The sequence below is a fragment of the uncultured Tissierella sp. genome (assembly GCF_902479755.1).
In the GTDB taxonomy this organism is placed as follows: domain Bacteria; phylum Bacillota; class Clostridia; order Tissierellales; family Tissierellaceae; genus Tissierella; species Tissierella carlieri.
This window is the reverse complement of the sequence record NZ_CABSQO010000027.1, coordinates 17,981-35,397: the sequence shown is the minus strand read 5'-3', so window position 1 is coordinate 35,397 and position 17,417 is coordinate 17,981. Positions and strand designations below refer to the sequence as shown.

The 17,417-nt window shown below is 32.2% G+C and carries 16 protein-coding genes; 7 read left to right on the top strand and 9 right to left on the bottom strand.

The window, feature by feature from the left end:
* The first annotated feature begins 28 nt into the window (after nt 1-28).
* The 7 genes from RDK80_RS14050 (at nt 29) to RDK80_RS14020 (ending at nt 7,491) form a co-directional block, all read left to right on the top strand.
* Nucleotides 29-1,048 (top strand): DctP family TRAP transporter solute-binding subunit, encoded by a 1,020-nt coding sequence (locus RDK80_RS14050; protein ID WP_308524608.1) that lies wholly within the window; start codon nt 29-31, stop codon nt 1,046-1,048.
* 18 nt (nt 1,049-1,066) lie between these two features.
* Complete coding sequence (locus RDK80_RS14045; protein WP_216558026.1) at nt 1,067-1,552, top strand: TRAP transporter small permease; 486 nt, start codon at nt 1,067-1,069, stop codon at nt 1,550-1,552.
* 3 nt (nt 1,553-1,555) lie between these two features.
* Entirely contained in the window at nt 1,556-2,821 is a 1,266-nt protein-coding gene (locus RDK80_RS14040; RefSeq protein WP_216558029.1) for a TRAP transporter large permease, read from the top strand.
* Nucleotides 2,822-2,853: 32 nt separating this feature from the next.
* Nucleotides 2,854-4,023, top strand: coding sequence for a pyridoxal phosphate-dependent aminotransferase (locus RDK80_RS14035; RefSeq protein ID WP_256310836.1), 1,170 nt, complete (start codon nt 2,854-2,856; stop codon nt 4,021-4,023).
* 32 nt (nt 4,024-4,055) lie between these two features.
* Nucleotides 4,056-5,720, top strand: coding sequence for a M20/M25/M40 family metallo-hydrolase (locus RDK80_RS14030; protein ID WP_308524607.1), 1,665 nt, complete (start codon nt 4,056-4,058; stop codon nt 5,718-5,720).
* Between the two features lie 12 nt (nt 5,721-5,732).
* The gene (locus RDK80_RS14025; protein WP_256310838.1) at nt 5,733-6,707 is read left to right on the top strand and encodes a C-terminal binding protein; all 975 of its coding nucleotides are present in this window, start codon (nt 5,733-5,735) and stop codon (nt 6,705-6,707) included.
* A gap of 106 nt (nt 6,708-6,813) precedes the next feature.
* On the top strand, nt 6,814-7,491 hold the full coding sequence (locus RDK80_RS14020; RefSeq protein WP_216558040.1) for a GntR family transcriptional regulator: 678 nt from the start codon (nt 6,814-6,816) through the stop codon (nt 7,489-7,491).
* A gap of 160 nt (nt 7,492-7,651) precedes the next feature.
* On the opposite strand, the gene RDK80_RS14015 is transcribed toward RDK80_RS14020, so the two are convergent.
* The 9 genes from RDK80_RS14015 to RDK80_RS13975 form a co-directional block, all read right to left on the bottom strand.
* A complete protein-coding gene (locus tag RDK80_RS14015; protein WP_308524606.1) occupies nt 7,652-8,671 on the bottom strand; it encodes a PTS sugar transporter subunit IIC in 1,020 nt (339 codons plus the stop codon).
* Between the two features lie 66 nt (nt 8,672-8,737).
* On the bottom strand, nt 8,738-9,262 hold the full coding sequence (locus RDK80_RS14010; protein WP_216558046.1) for a transcription repressor NadR: 525 nt from the start codon (nt 9,260-9,262) through the stop codon (nt 8,738-8,740).
* 134 nt (nt 9,263-9,396) lie between these two features.
* Nucleotides 9,397-10,377, bottom strand: coding sequence for an ATP-binding protein (locus tag RDK80_RS14005; RefSeq protein WP_308524605.1), 981 nt, complete (start codon nt 10,375-10,377; stop codon nt 9,397-9,399).
* Between the two features lie 2 nt (nt 10,378-10,379).
* The gene (locus tag RDK80_RS14000) at nt 10,380-11,474 is read right to left on the bottom strand and encodes a DnaD domain protein (protein ID WP_308524604.1); all 1,095 of its coding nucleotides are present in this window, start codon (nt 11,472-11,474) and stop codon (nt 10,380-10,382) included.
* A 22-nt stretch (nt 11,475-11,496) separates the two neighbouring features.
* Nucleotides 11,497-12,090, bottom strand: a complete 594-nt coding sequence (locus RDK80_RS13995) for a GNAT family N-acetyltransferase (protein ID WP_094898680.1) — start codon at nt 12,088-12,090, stop codon at nt 11,497-11,499.
* Between the two features lie 66 nt (nt 12,091-12,156).
* Nucleotides 12,157-13,584, bottom strand: coding sequence for a hypothetical protein (locus RDK80_RS13990; RefSeq protein ID WP_308524603.1), 1,428 nt, complete (start codon nt 13,582-13,584; stop codon nt 12,157-12,159).
* A 37-nt stretch (nt 13,585-13,621) separates the two neighbouring features.
* A complete protein-coding gene (dnaB, locus tag RDK80_RS13985; RefSeq protein ID WP_308524602.1) occupies nt 13,622-14,956 on the bottom strand; it encodes a replicative DNA helicase in 1,335 nt (444 codons plus the stop codon).
* A 13-nt stretch (nt 14,957-14,969) separates the two neighbouring features.
* On the bottom strand, nt 14,970-15,416 hold the full coding sequence (rplI, locus tag RDK80_RS13980; protein WP_094898677.1) for a 50S ribosomal protein L9: 447 nt from the start codon (nt 15,414-15,416) through the stop codon (nt 14,970-14,972).
* Nucleotides 15,413-17,413 (bottom strand): DHH family phosphoesterase, encoded by a 2,001-nt coding sequence (locus tag RDK80_RS13975; protein WP_308524601.1) that lies wholly within the window; start codon nt 17,411-17,413, stop codon nt 15,413-15,415. The genes rplI and RDK80_RS13975 overlap by 4 nt, the downstream gene beginning before the upstream one ends.
* Between the last annotated feature and the right edge of the window lie 4 nt (nt 17,414-17,417).

Sequence of the window (17,417 nt, the reverse complement as noted above, 5' to 3'; positions counted from 1 at the left end):
ATAAACTGAATATCAAGGAGGCTTACTAATGAATAAGAAATATGTATTTCCATGTTTGTTATTAGCTATTGCAATTATGACAGGAGGTATTTTCTATAAAGAAAATCATAATAGAAAAAACCCAAGTTCAACGGGTCCTATTGTCATTAGACTTGTCCATGTTACTAATGAAGTATCCCCTATTCATTTGTCTTCCGTTTATTTCAAAGAGATTTTGGAAGAAAGATCTGGGGGCAAATTCGAAGTACAGGTATTTCCTAATAGTCAATTAGGCGGGGATAGACAAGCTGTAGAAGCAGTAAGTATCGGATCCTTAAACGCAACTTTTCCTGGGACAGCAGTTTTAGCTGGGTTTGAGCCTAAGTTTATGGTGGGAGATTTGCCTTTTATATTTAAAACTCGTGAAGCAGCATACGAAGCATTTGATAATGAACTAGGTGTAGAACTCAACAAATTACTTGAACCACTTGATCTGGTTAACTTAGGATATGGAGAGACAGGTTATAGACATATAACAAATAATAAGAAACCCATTACCTCTCCTGATGATTTGAAAGGTACCCAAATTAGGACTATGGAAAACCAAATCCATATGGCATCTTTCTCACAATGGGGGGCAAATCCTACACCTATCAGTTTCTCAGAGTTATTTACAGCATTACAACAAAATACCATCGATGCACAAGAAAATCCATTGCAAATTATATCTTCTTCTAGATTTTATGAAGTACAAGATTATTTATCTCTAACTGGACATTTCTTTGCATCAGGTAGTTTATTATTTAATAAAGAATTTGTTGATAATCTTCCAGAGGATTTAAATAAACTTTTAAATGAATGTGCTAAAGAAATGATCGCATATGAAAGAGAGCTTACACAAAAAATGGAAAAAGAATATCTTGATGAATTAAGAAATGCCGGAATGAAAATAAATGAATTAACCCCTGAACAAAAAGACTTATTTATCGAAGCGGCACAACCTGTTTATGAGCAGTTTGAAGAAATGTTAGGAGAATCTTTAATAGAACTAGCTAAAAGATATAACTAATTGGAGAGGGTGAAAACATTGAAATTATTAAAAGCATTAGATAAACATTTTGAAACTTATTTTCTAATTGCTACTTTAGTATTTATGGTTGTTATTATTTCAGTACAAGTTTTTCTTAGGACTTTCTTTCATTATTCACTGACATGGGCTGAAGAGCTTTCCCGTTACATAATGCTATATCAAATATGGGCAGGTGCTTCTTTAGCAGTTAAGGAAGATGCACATTTGAGAATCACATCTGTGAAAGATAGTTTATCACCATCAGGACGTATTAAGCTTGAAATAGCTGTTATAGTTTTGTGGACAGTATTTACAGCTTTCCTAACTATTAAATCTGGGCAATTGGTTGATATATTATTAAACAGAGGACAAGTATCTCCTGCTATGCAAATTCCAATGGCATATGCCTATGCTTCAGTTCCGTTTGGTTGTGGTCTCATGGTTATTAGATTATGTCAAAAGCTTTTCCATGAAGTTAAAAAACTAGAAAGCTTGGAGGTATAGAATATGATTATTGTCTTATTCCTTTTATTGGCCTTATTTGTAACTATTAGTATACCTATAGGTATATCATTAGGTTTAGCTACTCTATTGACCTTAATATTCATGACTAATATAGAGCCTATTATGATTGCACAAAATGCCTTTGCAGCATTAGATTCTTTTACCCTGATGGCGATTCCATTTTTCATGTTAGCAGGAAACTTTATGAGATATGGTGGTGTTTCAAAAAGATTGTTAAACTTAGCTGACCATATTATAGGCTATGTAACCGGTGGACTTGGTATGGTAACAACTCTAACTTGTATGTTCTTTGCTGCAATTTCTGGTTCCGGTCCTGCAACTGTTTCGGCTGTTGGATCATTTATGATGCCGGCAATGAAGGAAAAAGGTTATGATGAGGGATTTGCTGCAGCATTAACAGCCGCAGCAGGAACCATCGGTGTCATTATTCCACCATCCATTCCATTTGTTATTTATGGTGTTGTAACGGGTACTTCCATAGGTTCTCTTTTCTTAGCCGGAATTATACCGGGGATAATAATGGGTCTTGCACTAATGATTGTAAACTACAGAACATCAAAGAAAAATGGATATACTGGCTCTGGAGAAAGACCTACAATAAAATCTGTCTTGAAAGCTACAAAGGATGCTTTCTGGGCTTTATTAAGTCCGGTTATCATACTCGGCGGTATTTATAGTGGATATTTTACACCAACAGAGGCAGCAGCCATTTCTTGTGTGTATACTTGGTTTATCGGAACCTTTGTATATAAGGAAATCGGAAAACAAGAATTATTTGATTGTTTAAAAGATACTGTAGTCATTGCAGGTGCAACATCCTTCATGATTGGACTTTCAATGAGTTTCGCATTCTTATTGACTATGGAGCAAGTTCCGGGTACTATTGCCAAAACATTATTGGATTTCTCAAATAACAAAATAGTCATTCTATTGTTAATTAATATCTTCTTATTGATAGTTGGATGTTTCATTGATAATATTTCAAGCTGCACTATTTTAGCGCCTATTTTCTTACCAGTTGTAGCAGCCCTTGGGATTAGTCCAATACATTTTGGCATAATCATGACTATGAATCTATCCGTTGGATTTATTACACCTCCATATGGAGCAAATCTTTTCATTGCATCTGCAGTAGGAAAGACCCCTATGAACCGTATTATTAAACATGTATGGCCACTGATTGGTGCCATTATCGTTGTGTTGCTACTTACAACCTTTATTCCAGCATTATCCATGATTTTAGTTTAAAGTAATATTATATATTAAAGGAGAGATAATAAATGAGATCATCTAATAAAAGATTAGAATCTATGCCATTTGGAGGCTTGTATGAAATTTTTGCAAAAGCAAATAAATTAGAAGAACAGGGCAAAAGAATAATTCATATGGAAATTGGTAGACCAGATTTTGATTCACCTATCATTGCAAAGGAAGCAGTTAAAAAAGCATTAGATAGCCAACAAGTACATTATACTGATGTTAATGGAATTGAACCTCTAAGAAAGGCGATTTGTGAAAAGGAAGATAGACGTTTTGGACTCAAATATGATTATAATTCAGAAATATCTGTAATGGCTGGAGCAGCAGAAGCCATTGGCGTCATTATGGCAACCATGATGGATTTCGGTGATGAAATTATTTCGCCTAGCCCATTTTTCTCTGCATATAAAGAACAAGCTCTTATCGCAGGAGTTAAATTAGTAGAAGTGCCTGTACTCATGTCAGATAATTGGGAGCTAAATGTAAAAGAGATAGAAAAAAGAATCACTCCAAAGACAAAAATGCTATTACTTAATTCACCAAATAATCCAGCTGGCTATGTATTAAACAAAGAAAACTTAGAAAAAATCGCATCCCTTGTTAAAGAAAGAGATCTAATAGTCATTTCAGATGAATGCTATGATGAATTTATTTATGGAGAAAAACATGTCTCCATTTCAACCTTAGAAGATATGAGGGATAGAACCTTAGTTGTAAAATCCACTTCAAAATCATACTCAATGACTGGCTGGAGAATTGGATATGTACTAGGGCCTGCAAATGCAATTAAATATATTAATAAAGTGCATCAAAACTTCTCTACATGTTGTACAGCATTTGCACAATGGGGAGCAGTGGAAGCTTTCAATCACGGAGATAGCTTTATAGACGATATGGTAAAAGAATTCAAAAGAAGAGGCGACTATTTGTATGAATCCCTATCAAAAATAGATGGGTTAAAGATGGTAAAACCAAAAGGTGCTTTTTATGCATTTCCTGATATTACATCCTTTGGCATGACAGAAGCAGATTTTTGTAGCTATTTAATGGAAATAGCAGGAGTTGTAGGTGTTCCAGGGACAGCCTTCGGAGATTATGGAAAGGGGCATGTTAGACTAGCATATTGTCGTTCTTATGAAGATATAGTAGAAGCATGTGATAAAATCAAAGCGGCTTTAGGAAAACTATAGGCAATAACTTAAATATAGAAAGAGGTATATCCATGAGATTTGATAAAGAAGTTATGAAGGATTTAATCGAAAAGAATTTATTAGACTTTGTAGGAACTAGAAGTGATACTAATTCTAAAGAAGAAAAAAATATAGAGGGGTTCTTTAAACAATGGTTTTCTAAAATAGAATACTTTCAAAACAACCCTGAGCACTATGGATTATTTGAAATACCAGATGATTACTTAGGCAGAAAAGTACCTTGGTGTCTATTAAAGGGAAAAGGTAAAGACACTATTGTATTTATCCATCACAATGACATCGTTGAAACAAAAGATTATGGGACTTTAGAACCTCTTTGCTTGAAGCCCTATGAATTAATGGAGTCTTTTAAGGTAGGGAAAATGCAACTTCCTTCTTTGGCAAAGGAGGACCTTTTAAGTGGTAAATGGATTTTTGGACGTGGAGTTAGTGATATGAAAGGTGGGGGCTCTATTCAACTATCATTGATTGAAGAATATAGCAAAGATTCAAGCTTTAAAGGTAATATTGTTCTAATTTCTGTGCCAGACGAAGAAAATTTATCCGCAGGTATGAGGGGTGCTGCTCTTCATCTAAAAGCACTAAAGGATAAATATGATTTAGAATATAAATTGATGTTAAACTCAGAACCTCATGAGCGAGGAGATGATTTGAGACCTACCCTATATGATGGTTCTATTGGCAAGATTATGCCTGTTGTATATGTCCGTGGAAAGCTTGCGCATGTTGGTCAAGTATATTCAGGGTTAAATCCAATTAATTTACTATCTGAGATTATTCGTAGAACAGAATTAAATCCAAACTTTATAGAGAAGGTTGGCAATACTACTAATCCACCACCAACGTGGCTATATCATAAAGATAGAAAAATGGTTTATGATGTATCATTACCAATTGCTTCCTGTGGATATATGAGTATACTTCCATTGAAAAGAACTCCAAAATCAATAATGGATGAGTTGAAAAACATTAGCATCGAATCATTTCAAAAAGTAATTGAAGATATGAATGCAAGTTATAAGCTATATACAAATATAGCAGGCTTGGAATTTGAAAAATTTACTTGGGAACCCGATGTTAAATTTTATTCTGAATTATATAGTGAAGCTATAAAGGATTCAGGTGAAGATTTTGAGAATGCCTATGAAAACCTCATGGTAGAAATAAAGGAAAAATTTAATTCAAATAAAATTACAACAATAGAAGCAGCAAATACCATCATTGAAAAGACTTTAGAATATGTAAAAGATGTATCTCCATGTGTTATTCTTGCACTCACACCACCATATTATCCAAGTACAAACAATAATATGCTGGGAGAAAAATCAACCCAAATTTATGAAATTATAGAGGATATAAAAAAATATGCAAAGGATCATTTCCATGAGGAGTATATAGTGCAAAACTATTTTACCGGTATTTCAGATTTAAGTTATTCTATGTTTGTATCAGATCAAAGCAATATTGATTATATAGCAAATAATATGCTTATGTGGAAAGATGTATATTATATTCCTCTAGAGGTGATTAAGGAAATCTCCATGCCTGTAATAAATATAGGTCCTTGGGGTAGAGATTTACACAAATATACAGAGAGAGTATATAAAGAAGACTTATTTTACAAAACACCAAAATTGATCGATTTATTTGTATCAAGACTATTGGAAAATTATTAGGGGGAATATAAAATGAAAAGAAAAGTTGTTCTAAGTAGTGTATTAATAGACGACCCAACCTATGAACGAAAACTGATCGAAGGCGCTGGGCTGAATTTAGTATTTGTACCAAATAGCGATCAGGAAAGATTCTTAAAAGAAGTCGTAGATACAGATGCAGTTATCACAGCAGATAAGCCAATTACAAAGGAAATCATTGATTCCATGAAAAATTGTAAAGTCATTGTTAGACAAGGTATTGGTTATGATACTATAGACCTTATAAGTTCAAAAGAAAAGGGTATTGCAGTATGCAATATTCCTGACTATAGCATAGAGGAAGTATCAGATTTTACTCTTGCTCTAATGTTAACAATATTAAGACACACTAATGTTTATGATCAACACACAAGGAAAGGTATATGGGATATACAAAGCGTCCATACAGTAAGTGGTTTCCCTGCGATGAGAAGATTCTCAACACAAACACTTGGAATATTTGGCTTTGGAAGGATTGCAAAATTAGTTGCAAAAAAGGCAAGACCTTTTGGATTTAAGATAATTGCAACAGATCCTTATGTTGATCCTAAGGTAGCAGAAGATATGGGTGTACAATTGGTTGATTTTGATACTGTAGTAAGAGAATCAGATATCATGTCTATCAACACTCCTTTGACATCAGAAACAAGACACCAATTTAATATTGAAGTATTTAAGAAAATGAAACCAACTGCATTTATTGTAAATACAGGAAGAGGTCCACTTATTAAAGAGGATGATTTGTATGAAGCTTTGAAAAATAAAATTATTGCAGGAGCAGCAATCGACGTAACTGAAACTGAGCCATTGCCAGTTGATAACAAGTTGTTTACATTAGACAATTTAATTATTTCACCTCATGCTGCTTTCTTTACATCTGATTCCTTGGAAGAATTGAGAAGAAGGGCATGTGAAGAAGTAATTCGAGTTTTAAGTGGACAAGAACCAGAAAATAGGGTAAATAAATAAAGTAAAGTTAAGCTGTACATCTTGATTGTACAGCTTATTTAATCTTCTTGACTGAATAGGAAAGAAAAGATAATATATATATATAAGAGGTTGGAGGAGGTTTTATATGAGACAATTACCTCAAATAAAGTCGAAAGGTACTTTGGCTGAAAGAACATATGATATATTAAAAAATGCCATTGTAGAGCTGGAATTAAAGCCAGGGGAATTGATCACGGAAGAAGATATTTCAGAACAACTTGGTGTTTCCAGAACACCCATTAGGTCTGCCCTTAATCGCCTTTTACATGAGGAATTAATTGAAATGATTCCTGGAAAAGGAACTTTTGTAGCACAATTAACTAAAAAACAGATTGATGATTTGCTAAGTATTCGAGAATTGCTAGAAAGCCTTTCTATTCAATTAGCTGCTACTCTAAGGACAGAGGAAGATTTAGAAAAAATCGAGTATATATTATATAAACAGGAACAATCTTTTACTGGACAATTTAAGAGTCAACAAGATTTTTTGACCTTTGATTCAGAGTTCCATTGTTTGATAGCAGAAATTAGCCAAAATAAATATCTAGAAAAACAATTATTGCAAATCCTAAATAACTGTAGACGTTATCTAAATGCTACAACCATAGATATAATTATGCCAGATGTCTTGAAAGAACATAAAGAATTATATGAGCAGATTAAAAATCAAGATGTAGAAAAAGCAAAGTTATGTATGCAAAAACACATTGATAATATCAGAACCCGTATGATTGAGAATTTAAATTATGATGATATAAAATGAAATATCCATTAGGAAACCTAAGCTATTAGATTTTCTAATGGATATTTTCATCTTTTGTATCTTGCAAATTTTATCTTTTGTGTGGAGAGGTTTGTCCTCTTATTCTCTTTATACCCCTCAACGGTATGTTAAAACATTAACTTTTAATTTTTTTAAATTTTTATAGTTTCATGTCACCAGGTTTTATAAATCCTTTTTTTCTCATCCATTCTGATACACCAAGAGATATTACTCCTGGTAATATAAAATGCATTATAATAATTAGAATTAATGTCTTTGGTGTAGCGCCCATTGCATCTATGGTAGAAAATTGACCTACTAGGCCACTAGTTCCCATACCGGCACCCATACTAGTTCCTTGCATTTTGAGTATATAAGTGGATATAGGTCCCAATATGGCAGATGAAATTATGGCTGGTATCCAAATTCTTGGATTCTTTATTATATTTGGGATTTGTAACATCGATGTACCTAAGCCCTGAGCAATAAGTCCTCCAAATCCATTCTCCCTATAGGATGCTACTGCAAATCCTATCATATTAGCTGCACATCCCACAGTACTAGCTCCTGCTGCAAGTCCTGACAGCCCTAAGGATATTGCAAGAGCTGCCGAGCTTATAGGAAGTGTAAGAACTATTCCCATTACTACTGATACTATTATTCCCATTGGTATAGGGTGCATTTCTGTTGCTTTATTGATAATCCCTCCAAAGAAATTCATTATCATAGTCATATATGGAGCTACGTATTGACCAACAAATCCACCTATTATAATAGTAGCTAACGGAACTAATACTATATCAACTTTAGTTTTTCCGCTAATTAGCTTTGAAAATTCTGCACCTATTAAGGCTGCAATGAAAGCTCCCACAGGCTCTCCTGTATTCATAATTGCTGTAGCACCGTCAAATGTAATACTTCCTGCACCAATTGCTCCCACTACTACAGAAGCAAAAATGCCTAAAGGTGGAGCACCTACACTATATGCTACCCCTGCACCAATTGCTGGCCCCATCAATTTTTGTGCTATAGAACCAAAATTAATGAGTTGCTCCATATTAAATAATATACCTATTTGTTTAATTATTAGTCCAATAAGTAAAGATGAAAAAAGTCCCCAAGCCATGCCATTTAATACCTTAACAAAATAATTCTGTATGCCACCCTTTGATTTTGCCATTTGAACATCCCCTTGCTCACTTGTATTTACAGCTGTCTTGTCACCTGTAACTATAAATATACCATCCTAATCTTCTTTTATCAAGTATTTTTTTTCTAAAAGGACTTCCTTTATTCTCCTTAATGTATCTTCATCATCTACTTCTATAGTATGTAGATGAACACCACCTGTCAGAGAGGATAGCGGCTCTGCTTTAGTAGTTTCTAAACTATCTATAAATAATTCTAAATCATGTCTAGATCCTATTTGTAATTGAGACTTTATTTCTCCATATAAGGGATGCTCTACTATTACATCTATAACCCTTCCCCCTAGATCAACTATTGTTCTAAGTTCCTCTTCTAGCTCAATATTATTTTTGTGAGTACAAACTATGGTCTTCGTTAATCTTCTTTTTTCATGGATTTTAGGTATTAAATATCCTTGAGGGGTAGCAAGTATATTTTCTCCTCTGGCCCTTAATATTGCAATATCTTGAACTATTACCTGTCTACTGACTTCTAGCTGTTCAGATAAATCTGTTCCTTTAATGGGTCCTTCTGCTAACTCAAGGATATTAAGTATTTCCTGTCTTCTCTCATTTGCATCCATAGATTTTCCCCCCTTTTTACAATTCACAACGCACGATTCACAATGCACAATTTAAAAATCGATCTCCAGTCACTGAGAAATGCTTCAAAGCTAGACCCCAACAATTGTGAACTGTGCATTGTGAATTGCTATAATTATTCCCATCTAAGGTCATGTCCATAAAACTTAAGTGGAATAAACTTATCCAATATCCTTGAAAATACTCTATCTGTATAAGTCTCAGATATTTCTTTTGGTGTCAAGTTAGTTGATATTATTGTCTTCTTACCTGCTATTATTCTAGTATTTACAATATTAAATATTTCTGCATTTGTGAAGGTATTAGCTACTTCTGTACCTAAGTCATCAATAATTAGTAAATCTGCTTCAAATAGTAATCTATATTGATAATCATTATTATCTTTAGCATCTTTCCCAAATCTATGTCTTTCTATTATTTCCAGTATTGTAAAGGCGGTTTGGTATATTACTATTTTATTTTTATCTAGCAGGGATTTAGCCATACAATTGCATAGAAAGGTCTTTCCTAGTCCTGTTGTTCCATAGAATAACAGATTATCCCCATTATTTTCATTAAAATTGCTAATAAAACCTTCTGCAATTCCTACTATATCTATCATATTTTCCCTAGGTGTCATCCTTTCATTTCCAAAGGGCTCATCTTTAAATATATTAATATCAAAGGTCTTAAAGTTTTCTTTCTGGAGAACATTTTCTATATTAGACATCTTATAAGCACGAGATACTAATGCCTGTTTCAAACAATTACATTGATTGCCATTATCTAGATACCCTGTATCTTTACAAGTTTCACAATCATACCTTATATCCATATAATCTACAGGAATATTAGATTCCGTCATTAAATAAGCTTTCTCCATCTTCAATTTTTCAATTGTTTTCCTTGCCTTTTCTACACTTTCTTTATAGTTGTCAGGATTGCCTATTATATATTTAGACACAGAAAGTCCAGTTCTTAAAATATCCTCATCTATTCTTTTAATTGCTGGTATCTTTTTATAGACTTTTTCTTTTCTTATTCTCTGTTCATGTAGTTGTCTATCTCTTTTTCTTTCATATTCAATTGATAACTCTTTTAATATATCCTTATACATACTTATACTTCTCCTTTTGCCTTCTGATTATAGGCTTCTCTCTTCCTTCTTGCAATACCTTCCAATTCTTCTGAGGTATATTTATCAGTTCTTTGCTCAAAATTATGAAATCTTGTTTTAAGTGGAACATTCTTTATTTGAGAAGGTTTTGCTACCTTATATTCTTTTTTCTCTTTAGGCTTATCTTTTTCTTCAATATCTTCTAAGGTCTTTATATTTTTTTCATTCCAAGATTTTAATACTCCATCAATATAATTAACACTAGGATTTGCAGTCTTAGATGAAGATTCACACCCTTTGAGGACCATTTCTAAAGAGAATTTATATTCTTCAAACCATTTATCGATAACTTTCATCTCACCTTGTGAAATAGTTCTATTATCAAATCCTAAAGCCTTCATAACTTTTTGATATCTATAAAACTTTTCATCCTGAGTTCTAAAATGTTCTATTACTGCTTCCTTGTTTGTAAATCCACTATCATACCAGTTTCTTATAATTCCCTCTATATAATTTACATTTCTAACTCCTTTTCTTTCAACTCCATAGGAAAAGGCTTTTTCAATTACATCAGGATTCATATTATAATCTTGTATCCAAGATAATATTTTTTGTTTCTCCGTAGTTTGAGTTTGCCTTCTCATTATATCATCTATACGATTAAACATTTTATTTATTGCAGGTATTTGATTTGCGTCTATTAAATCTTGAGGCGTAATTGATTTTGGTTTTTTAATGGTTTCTTCTTTATTATTAAATAAACTAAGGTTATTTTTTATGTACAATTGTTTTAGGTTCAAGAATTTTACCTTGTAATTATATTTATCTTTTTCGTTCACTACTATCTTTTTTATTATTCCTTTACTTTCCCAAAAGTCCCAAGCTCTTAATACATCTTCCAAAGGTATTTCCAAATGTTTTGCTATTATCTGATTATTTACCTCTATCTTCTCATCTCTGTCATGAGCATATTTATATCCTAATAGATATACTTTAACATAGGTTCCATTCGCCATTGGCATAAAATCATTTATAAATATATTTTCTATAGGAGTATCTCCTAAATCCATATCTGTAGTTTCAAGGGTGAAACTCATATTATCAGCTCCAATAATATCATTATTTCCTTAGTTCAAAAAATCTTTTCTTGTTTAAGACCATTTTGTAAATATAATTATATATCTTTTTATCTGTTATTACAAAAGAAGATTTTTCTTCTAAGTAATAGGTGCTAGATAAATCCAATTCAGAGTCAAAAAATTCATCTAAATAGTATCCAATAGGTTTAAATCCAATCTTTTGATAAACTCTGTAAGCTCTTTTATTAAATTCAGCTACTTCTAATATCATTTTCTTCATTTTCATATCGGTAAAATAATGCCTTAAAAATGTATCTAAAATTTCTGTTCCATATCCTTTATTTACCTGATTTGGATCTAAAACTATGCCTAGTGTGGATTCTCTCTTAATTACTTTTATATCCTTAATCCCCATATAGCCTATCAATTTTCCTTCTTCATTTCTTATACCATAATATTTGTTAAATAGCCTATTTGCCTTCATTGCATACCATATCTTTATTTCCTTATCATTCATTGGTGGAAAATTATAGTCCTCTATTAAAGGATTTTCGTGAGTTCCCCATTCCCTCATAAGAAATACATCTTTAAGTTGTAGCTCTCTAATGATAACTCTTTTCCCCTTTATCTCCAACTTTATCACCTTCTTGATAAAATTATTACTTCGAGAATTGACCTCCCGAAGTAAAATAAGTCTAGTTTAAAATTTCAAATAATCCACTACTCCATTATTATCCATCCATTGTTTCTTAGATTCCATCAATATTTCTATATCATCATCTAATTTACCATATATTCTAGAGTAAGTCTTTTGAAAAAGCAACAAATCATTATATGTTAAATAAGGATAGTCATTTCCACCCATTGTTCCATCAGGTCTGTAGGAATAGTGCAGATTTCTATCTGTTTTTATCCATTTATCTCTAGTAATTTTTACCCCTTTTAACATTTTTAATCCTATATCTTCAAAGGATTTTTCATTTTCTATTTCATACATCTTTAAAAACCAATTTGCTGCATGAATATGATGATTTAGAGATACATGAGTGGGCTTATACATTGCTTTATAAGCATAATCTTGTACCAACCATCCTTCTTCTCCATCTGTATTAAAAACCTTATAATGATTCTTATAAATATGATTTGAATAATAATTGGCTAATTCTAAATACGAATCTCTAAATTTAGAATAACCAAACTTTTTATACGCTTCTAGATAAGTGTCTCCAATATCTGCATTAAACCTTGTATCAAAAAAACCTGCTCCTATGTCATAATCAGTCTTTAGCCAATTACTTTCAGGTAAAGTTGGCAAATATCCTTCTTCATTTATATTATCTGAGCCTATGAGCAAGAAGGATCTTCCTAATATATCTGCCGCAAGGCTTCCTCCAGTTTTTATCCAAGATTGAACTATATACATGGAAGGATTTCTCCAAAATGAATTTTCAGTAGCTGGTCTATAGGAGTCTGGGCTTTTATAATAATAACCATCCTCTGCAAGTCTTGAGTTATTACTTATATCGTAGTTACTCCATATTTTTCTTTGGTTTTTATCATCTAAATTTACTAATCTTTTATCAGAGCCTACTCCCCACATTATACCATGATAATCTTTCATGTTTTTATAGTTATAGGTTACTTTCCAGTATCCTTCTTGTTTTTCAATTTCAACTGGATATGTTTCTGGATAGCTATCTTTTGTACCATTTCCTAAATCCTTATAAGAGTAAGCTTGGGAAAGTATCATACTGTATTTATCTGTATCTACTATTAATATGGTTTTTAATGGCAATTTGCCATCTTCTAACTCTCTTGATATTAGTTCCTTATTTTCATCAAAATAATTTATTTTGCCCTTATCTCCTGGAATAAGATAGGATGTAGTATAATTCCCTTTATCTGAATTAAAATCTACTCTTCTTATAAAGAAATATCCTTCACCTGTATAACTAATATTTCTTTGTTCATAAGAAATATCTCTTATCCTATATTTAGTTGTTATATCAGAAACATTTTCAAATTCATTATTTATATATGACTCACTATTAACTAAGGGAGGTTTACTGCAACTTAACAATGATAATATTATAAATATAAAAATAATCTTAACAATAAGGTTTTTCATCAAAACCCTCCTTTGTGATTACTATTTATTTATATTATTACCCTTCTCTAATCATATTAACAAATTTCGTGAATTCTTTCTTAAATACCAACTCTATACTTCCAGTTGGTCCATTTCTATGTTTTGCTATAATCACTTCTCCAATATTTTTCTTTTCTGAATCGTCATGATAATATTCATCTCTATACAAAAATAATACAACGTCAGCATCTTGCTCTATAGCTCCAGATTCCCTCAAGTCAGATAATATAGGTCTATGATCAGCTCTAAGTTCTGGTGCACGGCTAAGCTGTGATAAAGCTATTACAGGACATTCCATTTCCTTAGCTAAGGCTTTCAATCCCCTAGATATAGCTGATATTTCCTGCTGTCTGCTCTCTTGATGTCCATCCAGTTGCATCAACTGTAAATAGTCTATCATTACAAGATCTAGACCCTTCTCTATCTTTAATCTTCTACATTTTGCTTTCATTTCCATTAAGGAGATTCCAGCAGTATCATCTATGAAAATACTTGCTTGAGATAAAGGACCCATGGAGTTTATAACTTGAATCCACTCTTCTTCGGATAATCTTCCTGAAATTATCTTTTGAAGATCTACATGTGCTGTAGCAGAAATCATTCTTTGTACTAATTGCTCTTTGGACATCTCTAAAGAAAATATTGCTACATTAGCATTGGCCTTTAAGGCAGCATTAGTCACGATATTTACAGATATGGCAGTTTTTCCCATGGAAGGTCTAGCTGCCAATAAAACCAAATCTGATTTTTGTAGTCCTGATAGTTTATTATCCAAATCTATAAACCCTGTTGTTAAACCTGTTAAACTTCCTTGATTTGCAGCCCTTTCTTCTATTTGAGAGAAACTAGATAATAACACTTCGTTAAGAGGTGAAAATCCTTCTCTATGCCTACCTTGAGTAATATCGAATATAGATTTTTCTGCCTTTTCTATTATGGAATTTACTTCATCAGAGTTTTCATAAGACTTAGCTATTACATCATCACAAGACTTAATCAATCTCCTAAGTATTGATTTCTCTTCCACTATCTTACAATAATATTTAACATTGGCAGTGGTAGCTACTGCACTTGATAGATTTGCCAGATAAGTAACTCCTCCAGTATTCTCTAATGTTCCTCTCCTTTTAAGTTCCTCTGATAACGTAATTAAGTCTACTGGTTCATTTTTATTAAATAAGACTAATATCGCTTCAAATATTTCTCTATTAGCTTCTTTATAGAAGTCATCTGGTCTAATTATTTCTATTGCAGTGTTTATAGCTTCTTTATCTAAAATCATAGCTCCAAGAACAGATTGCTCTGCCTCTAAGCTATGGGGAGGAATGCGTCCAATTAATTGGTTTTCCACTTTTCCCACCTCATTATTGTTCTTTTACGCTAACATTTAATTTTGCTAACACCTCAGCATATACTCTTACATCTACACTGGTCACACCAAGGGATTTAATATTATCCTTTAGCTCTATTTTTCTTTTATCTATGTCTATTTTATGTTGTGACTTTAATGCATCAGCTATATCCTTAGAAGTAATGGAACCAAAAAGTCTCCCACCTTCTCCAGCTTTTCCTTGAATTACTACTGTAATATTTTCTATTTTTTCTTTAAGCTTTAAAGCTTCATTATGCTCATTCTTCTTTCTTTCTTCTTCTTTTGCCTTTTCTTCTTTCCATTTCTTTAGATTAGCTGGTGTAGCCTCTATTGCATCTCCTTTTGGCAACAGGAAGTTTCTAGCATAGCCATCCTTTGCATTTACTAACTCTCCTTCTTTACCCAAACCTTTTACATCCTTTAATAAAATTACTTTCATTCTTCCTCACCTTCCCTTAAAAATTTATCTATGGTTTCTGTAAGTATATCTTCCGCTTCATCCATGTTTACATTATCTAATTGAGTACCAGCACTAGTCAGATGACCTCCACCGCCAAGGCTTTCAAGTATTAATTGTACAGAAATATTTCCTAAAGACCTTCCACTAATATGAAGTTTATGATTTACATAAGTCATTACAAATGAAGCCTCAACACCATTTATATTAAGTAATTCATTTGCAGCTTGTGCAGCTATTAGGAGTGAATCTTCCATTTGAGCTTCAAGCCTACCTATAGCTATTTTATCAAAAATAATCTTTGAAGATTTTATTACTTCTGCCTTATATATAAATGTATTATAATCATCTCTAAATAATTGTCTTACTACTGTAGTATCTGCTCCTGCCCGTTTTAATGTAGAAGCTGCCTCAAAGGTTCTAACTCCTGTTTGAAAACTAAAGTTCTTCGTATCTACTGTAATACCTGCCATTAATGCCTCTGCTTCAAATTTTGTCAAATTAATTTTATCACTCATATAAGACAATACCTCTGTAACTAATTCGCAAGTAGAAGATGCATAGGGTTCTAAATACGTTAAAACTGGATCTTTGATAAATTCTACTCCTCTTCTATGATGATCAATAACTACTACTTTAGATATGATATCTAGTATCTCTGGTGCCTCTGTAAAGCTTGGTTTATGGTTATCTACTACAACCATCAAAGAGCTATCATTTGCTAATAGTAGGCCTTCTTCTGGAGTTATTATCTGATCTAAAATTTGAGGCTCTTCCTTTACCATTTTATCATAAATATTCTTAATAGAAGGATTTTCACCGCTTAAAATCAAATATCCTTCCTTATTCCTATCCTTCACCGCACGTAACACCCCTATACCTGCACCAAAGGAATCCATATCTGGGTTTTTATGCCCCATTACAAATACTTTATCTGCTTGGTCTATAAGTTGTCTTAGTGCATATCCTATTACTCTAGACTTTACCTTGTTTCGTTTTTCTATAGCCTTTGTTTTTCCACCATAAAAGCTCAATTGATTTCCAGCCTGAACTACAGCTTGATCTCCTCCTCTACCTAAGGCAATGTCTATAGCTGCTCTTGCTTTCTGATAGGATTCAAATGGATTATTCCCTTCTGCTCCAACCCCCATACTTAATGTAATAGGTATTGTATTTCCTAAATCCAATTCTCTTATTTGATCAAGTATGTCAAATTTCTTACTTTCTATATTTCTAAATCCATTATTTTCTATAATAATAAAATATTTATCGTTCTCATATTTCCTTATAATCCCATTATATTTAGCAAAATAAGAGTTAATATTTTTATCTATCTCTGCCATTACTAATGGTCTATTTATTTCTGGAGTATTGTTTTTTACATCATCATAATTATCTACATATGCTAATACTACTACTAATTTTTCCCTATTATATCTTTGCTCTAAACTTACTAAGCTTGTATTATCTACCCAATAAAGCATTACTATCATACTATTGGTGCTATTTGTTTTTTTGGTATCCACTAGATTTGGATATACCTTATAATTCTTCTCTCCATACTTTATATCCAATGGCTTCATATCATTCTCTTTAAATATGCCATCTAAATTAAGTCCTGGTATTAGATCAGATATTTTTTCGTTTAATAAATCTGTTTCACCCATCATCTTTAGAAAAGGCGTATTATACCAAGATATATTTCTATTCTCATCTAACATAACTAGAGGAAAAGGCATATTAAATATCGCATGTTTGGTTGCAGATTCAAATTCATCTCCCAATCCTTCTACATACTTTTTAAATTCCTTTTCTCTCCTACCAACACTTCTTATATTATAGAAAATCAAATAACCTATTAAAACAATGCCTATTACAGAAAGTATGGGTTGATAGAATGATAAAACAATGATTAATAAACCAATTGTTATGAGGTAAATATAGCTATCCTGCCATTCAAATATCTTTTTATTTTTCATATTT

Coding starts and splice junctions, on each gene's coding strand:
- RDK80_RS14050 (WP_308524608.1), top strand. CDS start 29: ATGAATAAGAAATATGTATTTCCATGTTTGTTATTAGCTATTGCAATT.
- RDK80_RS14040 (WP_216558029.1), top strand. CDS start 1,556: ATGATTATTGTCTTATTCCTTTTATTGGCCTTATTTGTAACTATTAGT.
- RDK80_RS14035 (WP_256310836.1), top strand. CDS start 2,854: ATGAGATCATCTAATAAAAGATTAGAATCTATGCCATTTGGAGGCTTG.
- RDK80_RS14030 (WP_308524607.1), top strand. CDS start 4,056: ATGAGATTTGATAAAGAAGTTATGAAGGATTTAATCGAAAAGAATTTA.
- RDK80_RS14025 (WP_256310838.1), top strand. CDS start 5,733: ATGAAAAGAAAAGTTGTTCTAAGTAGTGTATTAATAGACGACCCAACC.
- RDK80_RS14020 (WP_216558040.1), top strand. CDS start 6,814: ATGAGACAATTACCTCAAATAAAGTCGAAAGGTACTTTGGCTGAAAGA.
- RDK80_RS14015 (WP_308524606.1), bottom strand. CDS start 8,671: ATGGCAAAATCAAAGGGTGGCATACAGAATTATTTTGTTAAGGTATTA.
- RDK80_RS14010 (WP_216558046.1), bottom strand. CDS start 9,262: ATGGATGCAAATGAGAGAAGACAGGAAATACTTAATATCCTTGAGTTA.
- RDK80_RS14005 (WP_308524605.1), bottom strand. CDS start 10,377: ATGTATAAGGATATATTAAAAGAGTTATCAATTGAATATGAAAGAAAA.
- RDK80_RS14000 (WP_308524604.1), bottom strand. CDS start 11,474: ATGAGTTTCACCCTTGAAACTACAGATATGGATTTAGGAGATACTCCT.
- RDK80_RS13990 (WP_308524603.1), bottom strand. CDS start 13,584: ATGAAAAACCTTATTGTTAAGATTATTTTTATATTTATAATATTATCA.
- rplI (WP_094898677.1), bottom strand. CDS start 15,416: ATGAAAGTAATTTTATTAAAGGATGTAAAAGGTTTGGGTAAAGAAGGA.
- RDK80_RS13975 (WP_308524601.1), bottom strand. CDS start 17,413: ATGAAAAATAAAAAGATATTTGAATGGCAGGATAGCTATATTTACCTC.